Genomic DNA, 13,678 nt, shown 5'->3' with positions numbered 1-13,678 from the left:
AAGGGTAAGGAGGGAGCGCCTGGTAGCGCTCCCTCCCTTAGGCCGCCGGGTGCCCGAACTGCTCTTCGGCGGCCTTCTTTATTTTAGCCGGTCCGGTCCACGGCCACTTCCCCCTGCTATAAGATAGGTCGGTACTTGCCATGGCAACGCTACACACCCGTTCTACCGCCCGCGTCATGATGGCGCCCTCTGTGTTGCTTCTCTTTGCGTGGATGATCGTCCCGCTGGTCATGACGATCTACTTCTCGACCCTCAACTACAATCTCATGTCCCCCGGCGAGCATGAATTCGTCGGGCTCCTCAACTACCAATATTTCGTCACCGACCCGGCCTTCTGGAATTCGTTGCTTGTCACGCTTTTGCTCGTGGGCGGCGCGTTGATCATCACGGTGGTCGGCGGCATTGCTCTCGCGCTCCTTCTCGATCAGCCGATCTTCGGCCAAAGCATCGTGCGCATGTTGGTGCTAGCGCCCTTCTTCGTCATGCCGACGGTCGCCGCTCTTGTTTGGAAACATATGTTCATGAACCCCGTAAACGGGCTTCTGGCGCATCTTTTCAAGTTTTTCGGGCTCGAACCGCTGACCTGGCTGGAGACGGTTCCCCTATTTTCGATCATCATCATCGTTGCCTGGCAGTGGCTGCCCTTCGCAACGCTCATCCTGCTGACGGCATTGCAGTCACTCGACGAAGAACAGAAGGAAGCCGCCGAAATGGACGGCGCCGGCGCGGTTTCGAAGTTCATCTACATCGTCCTGCCGCATCTGGCACGAGCGATCACGGTCGTCATCCTCATCGAGACGATCTTCCTGCTCTCAGCCTTCGCCGAAATCCTGGTGACCACCAATGGCGGTCCCGGCACAGCCACGACCAACCTTACTTACCTGGTCTATTCGCAGCTCGTTCTGCAGCAAGATGTCGGCGGCGCATCGGCGGGCGGCATCATCGCCGTCATTCTCGCTAATATCGTCGCGATCTTCCTGATGCGCGCAGTCGGCAAGAATCTGGAGGCTTAAGATGGCTCGCTCTGTCTCAACCAAACGCAAGGTGGTCGTATCCATCGCTGCCTGGATCGTCGCGATCCTGATCTTCTTCCCGATCCTCTGGACGTTCCTGACAAGCTTCAAGACAGAAGGCGACGCCGTCGCTTCGCCTCCGCAGTTCCTCTTCTTCCATTGGACGCTGGAGAATTATTTCGAGGTGCAATCGCGCTCGAACTATTTCCTTCACTTCGGTAACTCGGTCCTCATCGCTTTCGGCTCGACGATCCTCGGTTTGATCGTTGCCGTTCCGGCTGCCTGGGCCATGGCATTTTCGCCGACCAAGCGCACCAAGGACGTGCTGATGTGGATGTTGTCCACCAAGATGATGCCGCCGGTCGGCGCCTTCATCCCGATCTACCTGCTGTTCCAGGCTTTCGGCCTGCTCAACAACCAGTTCGCCAGCCGCCTCGGCATGGTCGTCGTGCTAATGCTGATCAACCTGCCGATCATTGTCTGGATGCTCTACACCTACTTCAAGGAAATCCCCGGCGAGATCCTCGAAGCGGCTCGCATGGACGGCGCGTCGCTTGCCAAGGAGATTATCTACGTGCTGACGCCGATGGCGATCCCGGGCCTTGCCTCGACGATGCTGCTCAACATCATCCTCGCATGGAACGAGGCCTTCTGGACGCTGAACCTCTCCGCGGTCGACGCGGCGCCGCTCAGCACCTTCATTGCCTCCTATTCCAGCCCGGAAGGCTTGTTCTACGCTAAGCTTTCAGCAGCATCGACCATGGCGATTGCCCCGATCCTGATTCTAGGCTGGTTCTCGCAAAAACAACTCGTTCGCGGCCTCACCTTCGGCGCGGTTAAGTAAGGAAGAGAAACATGGGTAGCATTGTCCTTAAGAAGGTTTCAAAGGTCTTCGGCGAAGCCAAGGTCATCCCGTCCATCGACCTTGACATCAATGACGGCGAGTTCGTCGTGTTCGTCGGCCCCTCCGGTTGCGGCAAGTCGACGCTGCTGCGTCTGATCGCAGGCCTCGAGGATGTTTCCGGCGGACAGATTTTAATCGACGGCAAGGATGGCACCAATCTGGCGCCAGCCGCACGCGGCCTTGCCATGGTGTTCCAGTCCTATGCGCTTTATCCGCATATGAGCGTTCGCAAGAACATCGCCTTTCCGCTCAAGATGGCCAACATGCCGCAGGCGGAAATCGACAAGAAGGTGGCGGACGCCGCCCGCGTCCTGAACTTGACGGACTATCTGGAGCGCAAGCCGCGCCAGCTCTCTGGCGGTCAGCGCCAACGCGTGGCGATCGGTCGCGCCATCGTCCGCCAGCCTGCCGCCTTCCTCTTCGACGAGCCGTTGTCGAACCTCGATGCGGCATTGCGCGTCAACATGCGTCTCGAAATCAGCGAACTGCACCAGCAGCTCAAGACGACAATGATTTACGTGACCCACGACCAGGTCGAGGCCATGACCATGGCCGACAAGATCGTGGTCCTGAACCGCGGCAATGTGGAGCAGGTCGGTTCGCCGCTCGAGCTATACCGTAACCCGCGGAACCTTTTTGTTGCAGGCTTCATAGGTTCGCCGAAGATGAACTTCGTCACGGGCGCCTACGCGCAGAGCCTCGGTGCCCATACCATCGGCGTCCGTCCGGAACACGTGCTGCTGTCGACCACCGAAGGTGACTGGCAGGGCAAGGTGAATGTTGCGGAGCATCTCGGCTCAGACACGTTCCTGCATATCGATGCCGATGGCATCGGCACGATTACGGCGCGCGGCACCGGCGATTTCCCTGCACGTGCCGGCGATACCGTCTATCTGACACCCGACAAGGCCCGCATCCACCGGTTCAGCGAAACGGGGCGAGCGATCTAGATCAAACGCCCTTGCCATGCCCGGCTCGCACGGGCAGGCGAATGCCATTTAAACTTGGGCCCGCATCCGTCGATGCGGGTAAGCCCAAGTTATCCTAACCGGAGAAGTATTCCCAACCCCTCCGGAGCAAAAGACCTTTCAGAAGGACTTGAGACATGACGTGCAAATTATCGCTCGCAACCCTTCAGGAGGCGGCTGCAACGGCTGCCATCCCGGCCTACGATCCAAAATCGCTGTCGGCGGGCATCGTTCATTTCGGCGTCGGAAATTTCCATCGCGCCCATCAGGCAATCTACCTTGACGACCTCTTCAATGCCGGCCAGGACCATGATTGGGCGATCATCGGCGCCGGCGTGCTGCCTTCGGACGTCGCCATGCGCGAGAAGCTCGCAGCGCAGAATTTCCTGACGACGGTGGTCGAGCAGGACAATAATCGCACCGCAGCGCGCGTTACGGCGCCGATGATCGACATCCTGCCGGTCGGCGACGACAAGACCATCATCGCCAAGCTCGCCGACCCTTCGATCCGCATCGTCTCGATGACGATCACCGAAGGCGGCTATTTCATCGACGCCTCCGGCAAGTTCAATCCCGGCCATCCGGCCATCGTTGCAGACGGTCAGAATGCGGATGCGCCGAAGACGGTGTTCGGCCTGATCGTCGCCGGCCTCAAGGCTCGCCGCGCGGCCGGCCTCAAGCCCTTCACCGTCATGTCCTGCGACAACATTCCCCACAATGGCGGCGTCACCAAAGCGGCCGTCGTCGGTACGGCGAAGCTTTCAGATCCGGCCTTTGCCGACTGGATTGCCACCAATGTCGCCTTCCCGAATGGCATGGTCGACCGCATCACGCCGGCGACCGGTGCCCGCGAGATCGATCTGCTGAAGGAAGTCTTCGATATCGAGGACAACTGGCCGGTTTATTGCGAAGAGTTCAAGCAATGGGTGCTGGAAGACAATTTCCCGGCGGGCCGCCCGGCGCTGGAAAAGGTCGGCGTCACCTTCGTGCCGGATGTTACGCCCTATGAGCACATGAAGATCCGCATCCTCAACGGCGGCCATGCGGCAATCGCCTATCCGGCGGCGCTGATGGATGTTCATTTCGTGCACGAGGCCATGGAAGAGCCCCTGATCCGCGCTTACCTCGCCAAGCTCGAGAACGAGGAGATCATTCCCGTGATCCCGCCGGTGCCAGATACGGTTCTTGCCGATTATTTCAATCTGATCGAGCGGCGCTTCTCCAATCGGAAGATTGCCGACACCATTCCGCGCCTGGCGCAGGACGGTTCGAACCGGCAGCCGAAGTTCATCCTGCCGTCAACTGCCGACCGTCTGCGCCGCAACGAAGATGTCGTGGGCCTGGCGCTGGTTTCGGCACTGTGGTGCCGCTACTTCGCCGGCGGGACGGACAGCGGCAAGGAGATTGTCTTCAACGATGCCAGCGCGGACCGGCTGCATGCCGCAGCGCTGAAGGCCAAGGATGATCCGAACGCCTTTCTCGTCTTCGACGATATCTTCGGCAACGTCGCCAAGTCGGATCTTTTCCGCAAGCGCTTTGCCCATGCATTAAAAACACTGTGGGAAAAGGGGACGCGGGCCACCCTGCAGCTATACCTCGACAACAAACTCGCGGAATAACTATCCATCGGCCGGGGCGCTCAATTCCCGGCCGAATTTTTATGGTCAAAACCTGCGTTCGATGGGATGCGGCGGAAAACAAGATTCGGGTTGGATCAGCGATGACTGATGCGGAGAAGGGGCTCGTAATCTTCGATTGCGATGGTGTGCTCGTAGACAGCGAGCCGCTATCCGTCAGCGTGCTTATCGACGCGATGCACGATGTCGGCGTGGATATGAACGAGGAAGACATCTACAGCCGGTTCCTCGGCAAAAGCCTTGCCACGCTCGTCGACACGCTGGAGACCGAATTCGACGTGTTCATCGATCAGGATTTTCTCGATCGCATCCGCAACGACCTGTATGACCGCTTTCGGCACGAGCTGAAGCCGATCGGCGGCATTGCTGAGACGCTGGATACGCTGGCCATTCCACGTTGTGTCGCCTCCTCCAGCCAGATGGAGCGCATCCGGTTGTCGCTCGGCGTTACCGGTCTGTTGGAGCGGCTGGAGCCGAATATTTTCAGCGCCAGCATGGTCAAGCGTGGCAAACCGGCGCCCGATCTCTTCCTTTATGCCGCCAAGCAGATGCAGGTCGCTCCCCAAAACTGCATCGTCGTCGAAGACAGCCCGGCTGGGATTACGGCGGCAAGGGCGGCCGGCATGACGGTTTTCGCCTTCACCGGCGGCTCGCATGCCCATTCGCCGAGTTACAGGGCTGAACTTGAGCGGCTTTCTCCTGAAGTGGTGTTTGACGCAATGCCGGATTTGATACACCTTGTCCGCAATAAGACGTAAGTGGACGGGGCCCCTTCTGTATGCGTGATCACGTGGTTGCGGTCGATATCGGCACTGGCAGCGCCCGTGCCGGGGTGTTCACTTCGCGCGGTGCCCTGCTGGGCAAGGGCGAACATCCGATCTTCATGAACCGCCCGCGTGAGAACCACGCCGAGCATGATTCCGAAAACATCTGGGCCGCGGTCTGCACTGCCGTGCGCGCTGCTGTCACGGCTGCCGGCGTCGATGCATCCGTTATCGGCGCCATCGGTTTCGACGCCACCTGTTCGCTTGTGGTGCGCGATACGAACGGCAAACCGCTTACGGTTTCGATTGGCGGCGAAGATCGGTTCGACACCATCGTCTGGCTCGATCACCGGGCGCTTGCCGAAGCGGATTTCTGTACGGCCACCAAGCATCCGGTTCTGGAACATTCCGGCCACTTCATGTCGCCGGAAATGGAGATGCCGAAGCTGATGTGGCTCAAGAAAAATCTGCCGCAGAGTTGGGCCAAGGCGGGTTATTTCTTCGATCTCGCCGATTTCATGACCTGGAAGGCAACAGGTTCGCTTGCACGCTCACGCTGTACGCTGACGGCGAAATGGAATTATCTCGCCCATCGCCAGCCCGGCTGGCAGCCGGATTTCCTCAATGTGATTGGCCTTGGCGATCTGCGCGAACGCGGCAGCCTGCCGGAACAGACAGCTCCGGTCGGGCAAAGCGTCGGTACGTTGACGGCGGAAGCAGCTGATGCTTTGGGGCTCGACCGCGAGTGCCATGTCGGCGCGGGAATGATCGACGCCTATGCCGGCGCACTCGGTACGCTCGCAGGCCATTCCGGCGATCTCAGCGCGCTGGAGCACCAACTGGCACTGATTGCCGGCACGTCGAGCTGCGTCGTCTCCTTCTCGCGTGAGCGCAAGCGCAGCACCGGCATGTGGGGACCCTATTATGAAGCGGTGTTTCCGGACACCTGGCTAGTCGAAGCCGGGCAATCGGCGACGGGCGCGCTGCTCGACCACATCGTCGCCATGCATGCGGCCGGCGGCGAACCGACGGCGGCCTTGCACGATCGCATCGTGAAACGCATCACCGAGCTGCGCGCCGTCGAGGGTGATGCCTTTGGCGAGCGCATCCATGTGCTTCCGGATTTCCACGGCAATCGATCACCGCTTGCCGATCCGCACGCGGTCGGTGTCGTCAGCGGCTTGACGCTGGATGCATCCTTCGACGGCCTCTGCCGTCTCTATTGGCGAACCAGCATCGGCGTCGCGCTCGGCATTCGCCATATTCTCGAGAAGATGCATGATTATGGCTACGTACCCGATACGCTGCATGTCGCCGGCGGCCATGTGAAGAATGCGGTGCTGATGGAGCTTTACTCCGATGTCACCGGCTGCAAGGTGGTGGTGCCGAAGATGAACGAGGCGGTGCTGCTGGGAACGGCTATTGCGGCTTCTGTCGCCTGCGGCCTCTACGAGAGCCTCGCGGCGGCCGGTGCGGCCATGTATCCCGGCGGTCACGAACGCTTGCCGGACAAGTGCAAAAAGACGCTATACGACCGCGAGTATCGGCGATTTCTCGCCATGTATCGCCATCGCGCCGAACTGGATTCCATGGAATAAAAACTCGGAAGGCGTTTCCAGCGGTCATGTCGTCGCTTGCCGATCGTTACCGAAGCGGCGCGTGGGCGAACATGCCCTCCAATTCCTCGATCCTGCGGATGCGGGTCTCGGCCTCTTCACCGGCGGCCTGAACGACGGTGGCAGCCAGGAATTCCAGCAGCGCCATCATCGCCGACAGGTTTTCGTGAGTGCCGGGGCGCAAGGGCGGCAACGACAGCGTCATGTTGGCGAATTCATGTGCCCATTCGGTATATTGGCTGGTGATCAACAGGACCTTGTAGCCGGAGCGGCGAACGGAGCGCGCAAGCAGCCGTGAGGTGACGAAGCGGGGCGAATCGATGATCACCACCAACGCGTCGTTCGATTGGTGCCCGAGCAGCTCGATATAGCTGCCGTTGGCGCCATCGAGGAACTGCACATGGTCGCGGGCAAATGCGAGGCGGTCGCAGAGATGGCGCCCGAGGCTCGCAAGGCTAAGATGTGCGGTCACGAAAACCTCGCTGGCCGAAAGGATGGTCGCAACCGCATCCAGCCATTGCGGCTGGGTGGTGAGATTATAGATATGCTGGAGCATCTCGACTTGCTCGGCGATCTGGCCGGCGATCGGGCGACCCTCGTTGGCGTCCTTTTGCAATTGCTCCAGAACGTTTGGTAGCTGCAGCGCCACCGGCGCTACATTTTCTCTCAGGTGCACTTTGATGCCGTCCAGGCCCTGATAGCCGAGCGACCGCAAAAAGCGCCCGACGGTCATCGGGCTCAGCTCCAGCCTGTCGGCGACGGAAGAGGCGGTTTCAAAGGGCAACTCTGTCAAATGTTCGGAAAAATACTTGGCTATTCGGCGCTCGGCAGGAGTGCCTGTCTTGATATATTGTCTCAGTTTCTGGCCAAGGTCTTCCAAATGTCACGCCCCGCTGACGGTCTATCCGAAGTGCGCTCGCGCCGAATGCGGAAACAATCGGGTTGCTTGCAAATTTTTGAGGACCGGTGATCATGTTTAGGTTGTTGTTTTTTGTATGACACCCAAAATATATTAGTATGTACTTTATTACAACAATTCAAATGGGTGATGGATATTACGCGTGATACGTTAAAATATCGATTTTAATGCAATCACCATTTACATATCCGGCCACGCCCAAGGGGATATCTGACGAATGATCATCCATGCCGCGCGTCTTTCCATCGCAAACCTCTTTGCAGCCGAAACGCGCAAGGTTTTATGGAAGGTTCTCGGACTGACGTTGTTCGCGCTTGTCGCTCTCTGGTTTGTGCTGCGCAGCACCTTCCTTAGCTATGTCTTGCCCTGGTTACAGAGCTTCATGCCGCCCATACCTGATTGGACGAGCTGGCTCACCTTTGTCCTTGCAGTTCTGGCTGGTCTTGGTCTGGCACTATTATTGGCGCTGCTGATTTCGCCGATAACAGCGGTGATCGCAGGTCTCTTTCTCGATGAAGTCGCCGAGGTGGTGGAGAAACGAGATTATCCGGCCGATGCGCCGGGAAAAGCTCTGCCGTTTGCTGCGGCCATGAGGAGTTCACTAAGATTCCTCGGCGTCGTCCTCGTTGGCAACATCATTGCGCTGCTTCTACTCTTCATTCCCGGCGTCAATCTCATCGCGTTTTTCCTGGTGAACGGCTATCTGCTCGGCCGGGAATTCTTCGAATTCGCCGCTATGCGCTTTCGGCCACCGCAGGAGGCGCGGCGGTTTCGCATCAAGTATGGTTTCACTGTCTTTCTTTCAGGCCTGGTGATCGCCGCCTTCCTCGCCATTCCCATCGTCAATCTTTTGACGCCGCTGTTTGCGGCAGGGATGATGGTGCACCTGCACAAGCTTCTTTCCGAGAAGGAAGCGGCTCGCCGCATCTGACACCAGGCGCGGCTGCCGCTCTAATCCGCAACCTCCGCGCCGATCTGCTGCGGTGGCAGCGGGACCAATGGCGCGGGTATATCCCAGGTCTTTTCCGGCGAGCGACAGAGGTCTGCGATGACGCAGCGCTCGCATTCCGGCTTGCGCGCCTTGCAGACATAGCGCCCGTGAAGGATCAGCCAGTGATGAGCATGGTAGAGATATTGATCCGGGATCACCTTCATCAGCCGTTGTTCGACCTCGTCCGGCGTCTTGCCGGGCGCAAGCAGCAGGCGATTGGCAATACGGAAAATATGAGTGTCGACGGCGAGCGTTGCTTGGCCGAAGGCCATAGAGAGCACGACGTTGGCGGTCTTGCGGCCGACGCCCGGCAGCGTCATCAGCTCCTCGCGCGTCTGCGGCACCTCGCCGTCGAAATCCCGGATCAGTTTTTCCGATAACGCCACGACGTTCTTTGCCTTGTTGCGGTAAAGGCCGATCGTTTTGATGTAGTCGCGGATGCGCTCTTCGCCGAGATCGAGCATCTTTTGCGGCCCATCGGCGACGGCGAAGAGGGCACGGGTCGCCTTGTTGACGCCGGCATCGGTTGCCTGTGCCGACAGAGCCACGGCAACCACGAGGGTAAAGGGATTGACATGTTCCAGCTCTCCTTTCGGCTCAGGCCGCTGAATGGAGAAGCGACGGAAGATTTCGTCCAAATCCGCCTTGGAATAGGGGCTTTTGAAAGCCTTCTTGCGGCTTGCCCCCGCATTTGACTTTTTCGCGTTCTGCGCGCTGGATTTGATCTTGGGATTTGCCATGAACGACCTATACTCAAGTCCTATGACCGAACGCAACGCCGATACTGACACCGACACGAGCAGGCCGATCTTCGCCGCCGAATTGTTTCCCCATCGTTCGCTTGGGCGAAAGGGGTTCAAGGTGATGCTGACCCTGACGGGGGTGTTCTGTCTGATCTATGGCGTCGTGTTCATCCTTCGCGGCGCATGGCCGATCGGCCTCTTCTTAGGTGCGGATTTCATCCTGCTCTACGGCGCCTTCTGGCTGAACTACCGTTCGGGAAGGGTCCGGGAGGAGGTCACCGTGTCGCGCACCGACGTTTCGATCCGCAAATTCTCGCCTTCTGGCCGCATGGTCGAGCATCGCTTCAATCCGTTCTGGACGCGTTTCCTCGTCCGCCGGCACAGGGAAATCGGCGTTGTGTCGATGCATGTCCGCGACACAAGCCATGACACCGATGTCGGCTCCTTCCTCAATCCCGAGGATCGGGAGAGCTTCGCGAAGGCTTTTAAACGTGCGCTTGCGACGGTGACGCAACGGATATAAGCGCTCAAGCAAGAAACGGGTGGTTTCTTCGCCTTCTTCGTGGTGATCTGGCCCACAAGGAGAAAGACTATGAATGCTATCGCGCAGTTGAAGAAAGACGTCACGCCGGACGGGCCGGACTATGATACCGTCCGCCGGGTGATCGAACTCATCACTGAGGATTATCGCGACCAGCCGTCACTGGAGGCAATCGCCGATCGGCTCGGGCAATCGCCGACCCAGTTACAGAAGACTTTTACGCGTTGGGCCGGATTGTCGCCCAAGGCCTTCCTGCAGGCGGTGACGCTCGATCATGCCAAGCGGCTGCTGCGCGAGGAAGATCTGCCCTTGCTGGAAACCTCGTTCGAAGTGGGTTTGTCCGGTCCAAGCCGGCTGCACGATCTCTTCGTCACGCATGAGGCCATGTCGCCCGGCGAATGGAAGGCGAAAGGCGGCGGGCTGGTCATTCGCTACGGGTTTCACATCTCGCCTTTCGGCCTGGCGCTGATCATGGTCACCGACCGCGGCCTTGCGGGCCTCGCCTTCAGCGATTCCGGCGATGAAAAGGCTTGCCTGGAAGACATGACCTGTCGTTGGCCGAACGCGCAGTATGTCGAGGACCTGCAGGCGACCACGCCCTATGCGGCGCGGATTTTCGAGCCGTCGAAATGGTCGAGCCAACAGCCGTTGCGGGTCGTATTAATCGGCACGGATTTCCAGGTGCGGGTCTGGGAAAGCCTGTTGAAGATTCCGATGGGCCGGGCCGTCACCTATTCCGATATCGCCAAGGATATCGGTCAGCCGACGGCGATGCGCGCGGTGGGTGCCGCGGTCGGCCGCAACCCCGTCTCCTTCGTCGTCCCCTGTCACCGCGCGCTCGGCAAGAACGGCGATCTCACCGGCTATCACTGGGGCCTGACGCGCAAGCGGGCGATGCTCGGCTGGGAAGCCGGGAGGGCGTGAGAGGTCTTGTCTTCGCAGTAGTTGGAAGAACAAGCGCTCTAGGCCGCCTTTGCCATAGCCATCTGCAGTAGCGCCTTTGCCGCACTTTCGTCCGTGATCAAGGTGTTACAGCCGATGCGCTTGATGGTGGCGCGGATCGCCAGGGCGCGGTGCGCGCCGCCGGAGGAGAGTACGATGTGCTTGGCCTTCTTCAGCGTGCCGAGATCGACCGACATGACGCGCTTGTTGATCGGATGATCGACGGAATTGCCTTCGGCATCGAGGAAATTGAACATGGTATCGCAGACGCAGCCGGCTTCGATCAACTGATCCAGCACCTGCTTCGAGATGAAACCTTCCGACAACGAGGTCGAGCGGGGGCCGATGTCGCCGCAGCTGACGATGGCGAGATCGAGGCTTTCGGCCAGCCGGTAGATCGCCTCAAGACCGCATTTTTCGATCAGATTGCGCTTCGTCTCGATGGAATCGACGAGAAGAGGCGCCAGGAACATATAGCATTCCGCGCCGAGCTGGCTTGCCAAGCGCCAGGTATAATCGATCGGATTGGTCTGCTGGACGGCAACGATGCCGCCGAGCAGCGAAACCACTTTGCAGTTGTCGCGGCGCGGCGGGCGGAAACTCGCCAGCGAGGCCGTCATGGTCCGGCCCCAGCCGACGCCAATCGTATAGTTGTCGGGGATTGCCTCGGTCAGAAACTGGCCAAGCGCCAGGCCGACGCTTTTTGCCTGGGCGTCGACATCAGCGCTTGCAGGCGAGGGAACGACGATCGCCTCGTCCAGCCCATAGGCGCGCTCGAGCTTGATCGCCAGTTCGACGCAGTCGTCGATGCCTTCGTTGATCCAGATCTGTACTTCGCTGCGACGCATTGCCTCGTCCAGCAGACGGATGACGGTGGTGCGGCTGATACCGAGCTGTTCGGCGACGTCCTTCTGTGTCAGGCCCTGATTGTAATAGAGCCAAGCCGCGCGCAGCCTCAAAGACGCCGTCTCGGAATAGGCGGTGTGTGTCCCGCGTCTAAGTTTGGCCACAGGTCCTCCGGCAAGATTTTTGCGCGCCCTTTTTAATTTAATGATCGCAAGCGACAAGGTTGCAGATGACAAGGCGGCAAGATCAGCTTTTCTACTGCCGATATTCTATGGCCTGAAACTTATGTCAATTGAAATGCACAAATGTCCTTGACTTTTCGTCGCGAGATTGATGATAGTCGCGGTGAGGAAGTCGGTCTTTGTCCAGTCGAGGAGGACATTGTGCAAGCGCTGCGCCGTGGACGTGTCTGCCCAAGCAGAGAGCCATATAGGGCGCTCGGTTTCGGCGAAAAGCCTGTCTTAGGCAATAGCTTCCTCGCTGCTTTGACCGTCCACCGGAAATGGAACTTTCGCGCTTTTTCTCCCGTTACCAAGGCATAGGAGAAGGAAGGGCGCAATCCGCTTACCGTCTTCGTGTCGTCCATCGAACCGGACGGAATTTCGCCGGGCAAAATCTCCCAATTCATGGGCCCAATTCAACAAGGATACCTATTATGACATCCAAGCTTGACCAACTCCGCGCTATGACGACGGTCGTGGCCGATACTGGCGATATCGAAGCGGTCGCCCGCTTGAAGCCGGTCGACTGCACGACCAATCCGACCATCGTCCTCAAGGCGCTCGGCACGCCGATGTTCGCCGATGCGATCAAGGAAGCCGTTGCCTGGGGCAAGAAGCACGGCGGCACGCCGGACGCTATTGCAGCAGCCGTTGCCGATCGTCTGGCAATTTCCGTGGGCGCCGCCCTTTCCGGTCTCGTTCCCGGCCGCGTCTCGACCGAAGTCGATGCCGACCTGTCCTTCAACACCGAAGCCTCGATTGCCAAGGCGCGCGCCATCATCGCTGCCTATAAGGAACGCGGCATCGAGCGGGATCGCATCCTGATCAAGCTCGCCTCAACCTGGGAAGGCATCCGCGCTGCCGAAGTGTTGCAAAAGGAAGGCATCGACTGCAACCTGACGCTGCTCTTCAGCAAGGCCCAGGCCATTGCCTGCGCCGACGCCAAGGTTTTCCTGATCTCGCCCTTCGTTGGCCGCATTCTCGACTGGTACAAAAAGTCGACTGGTAAGGAGTTCACGCCGGAAGAAGATCCGGGCGTTATTTCCGTGCGCGAGATCTACAACTACTACAAAGCCAACGACATCAAGACGATCGTCATGGGCGCTTCTTTCCGTAGCGCCGGCGAAATCGAGGCGCTGGCTGGCTGCGATCGCCTGACGATCAGCCCGGCCTTGCTCGACGAACTCTCCAAGGATGAGGGCAAGCTGGAGCGCAAGCTCTCACCGGAAAACAAGACCTCCGTCGCCAAGATCGCAGTCGACGAAAAGACCTTCCGCTGGATGATGAACGAAGATGCGATGGCGACCGAAAAGCTCGCAGAAGGCATTCGCGCATTCGCCAAGGACCTGGTCGCTCTGCGGACCATGGTCGGCAAGGAACTGCAACTCGCCGCTGCCTAAGCAGTTGGTGAAAACCTCTCCTCTGTGAGAGGGTCGCACGCAAGTTAGAGCGAGGGGCGTCGCATCGTGACGCCCCTTTTTGTTGGTGCGCCCAGCATGGGCGCATTCTTGTGGGTGGAAGTCCCACCGTGAGCTGGTCATGGCGAGCGAAGAGAAGCGCAACTGCGGAAGGG

At 59.2% G+C, this 13,678-nt stretch carries 13 protein-coding genes; 10 read left to right on the top strand and 3 right to left on the bottom strand.

Translation table 11 applies throughout. The annotated features are described in order from the left end of the window. Positions 1-140 precede the first annotated feature (140 nt). The 6 genes from PY650_RS15745 to PY650_RS15720 all read left to right on the top strand — a co-directional run bounded on the left by PY650_RS15745 (position 141) and on the right by PY650_RS15720 (position 6,884). Positions 141-1,013, top strand: coding sequence for a carbohydrate ABC transporter permease (locus PY650_RS15745; RefSeq protein ID WP_285880304.1), 873 nt, complete (start codon positions 141-143; stop codon positions 1,011-1,013). A gap of 1 nt (position 1,014) precedes the next feature. Continuing rightward, the gene (locus PY650_RS15740) at positions 1,015-1,857 is read left to right on the top strand and encodes a carbohydrate ABC transporter permease (RefSeq protein WP_285880303.1); all 843 of its coding nucleotides are present in this window, start codon (positions 1,015-1,017) and stop codon (positions 1,855-1,857) included. Positions 1,858-1,868: 11 nt separating this feature from the next. Further along, complete coding sequence (locus tag PY650_RS15735; RefSeq protein ID WP_285880302.1) at positions 1,869-2,867, top strand: ABC transporter ATP-binding protein; 999 nt, start codon at positions 1,869-1,871, stop codon at positions 2,865-2,867. Positions 2,868-3,022: 155 nt separating this feature from the next. Then, a complete protein-coding gene (locus PY650_RS15730) occupies positions 3,023-4,504 on the top strand; it encodes a mannitol dehydrogenase family protein (protein ID WP_285880301.1) in 1,482 nt (493 codons plus the stop codon). Positions 4,505-4,605: 101 nt separating this feature from the next. Then, positions 4,606-5,280, top strand: coding sequence for an HAD family hydrolase (locus PY650_RS15725; protein WP_285880300.1), 675 nt, complete (start codon positions 4,606-4,608; stop codon positions 5,278-5,280). A 20-nt stretch (positions 5,281-5,300) separates the two neighbouring features. After that, positions 5,301-6,884: an FGGY-family carbohydrate kinase gene (locus tag PY650_RS15720; protein WP_285880299.1), complete on the top strand. Its 1,584-nt coding sequence runs from the start codon at positions 5,301-5,303 to the stop codon at positions 6,882-6,884. A 46-nt stretch (positions 6,885-6,930) separates the two neighbouring features. Here the strand turns inward: PY650_RS15720 and PY650_RS15715 are convergent, their stop codons facing one another. Further along, a complete protein-coding gene (locus PY650_RS15715) occupies positions 6,931-7,782 on the bottom strand; it encodes a MurR/RpiR family transcriptional regulator (protein WP_285880298.1) in 852 nt (283 codons plus the stop codon). 256 nt (positions 7,783-8,038) lie between these two features. On the opposite strand from PY650_RS15715, the gene PY650_RS15710 reads away from it, so the two are divergent. Then, on the top strand, positions 8,039-8,752 hold the full coding sequence (locus PY650_RS15710; RefSeq protein WP_285880297.1) for a sulfate transporter family protein: 714 nt from the start codon (positions 8,039-8,041) through the stop codon (positions 8,750-8,752). A 20-nt stretch (positions 8,753-8,772) separates the two neighbouring features. Here the strand turns inward: PY650_RS15710 and nth are convergent, their stop codons facing one another. Continuing rightward, complete coding sequence (gene nth, locus PY650_RS15705) at positions 8,773-9,552, bottom strand: endonuclease III (protein ID WP_432761535.1); 780 nt, start codon at positions 9,550-9,552, stop codon at positions 8,773-8,775. 22 nt (positions 9,553-9,574) lie between these two features. Here nth and PY650_RS15700 point away from each other — a divergent pair, with 22 nt between their 5' ends. Both PY650_RS15700 and PY650_RS15695 read left to right on the top strand, forming a co-directional pair. Next, positions 9,575-10,078, top strand: a complete 504-nt coding sequence (locus PY650_RS15700) for a DUF2244 domain-containing protein (RefSeq protein WP_285880296.1) — start codon at positions 9,575-9,577, stop codon at positions 10,076-10,078. A gap of 69 nt (positions 10,079-10,147) precedes the next feature. Next, positions 10,148-11,020, top strand: coding sequence for a bifunctional helix-turn-helix domain-containing protein/methylated-DNA--[protein]-cysteine S-methyltransferase (locus PY650_RS15695; protein ID WP_285880295.1), 873 nt, complete (start codon positions 10,148-10,150; stop codon positions 11,018-11,020). A 38-nt stretch (positions 11,021-11,058) separates the two neighbouring features. On the opposite strand, the gene PY650_RS15690 is transcribed toward PY650_RS15695, so the two are convergent. Then, positions 11,059-12,048 (bottom strand): sugar-binding transcriptional regulator, encoded by a 990-nt coding sequence (locus PY650_RS15690; RefSeq protein ID WP_285880294.1) that lies wholly within the window; start codon positions 12,046-12,048, stop codon positions 11,059-11,061. 491 nt (positions 12,049-12,539) lie between these two features. Here PY650_RS15690 and tal point away from each other — a divergent pair, with 491 nt between their 5' ends. Then, complete coding sequence (gene tal / locus PY650_RS15685) at positions 12,540-13,505, top strand: transaldolase (protein ID WP_285880293.1); 966 nt, start codon at positions 12,540-12,542, stop codon at positions 13,503-13,505. Positions 13,506-13,678 lie beyond the last annotated feature (173 nt).

Source organism: Martinezella calliandrae, assembly GCF_030272695.1.
Taxonomy (GTDB): Bacteria; Pseudomonadota; Alphaproteobacteria; order Rhizobiales; family Rhizobiaceae; genus Rhizobium; species Rhizobium calliandrae.
This window is presented reverse-complemented; position numbering and strand designations above follow the sequence as displayed.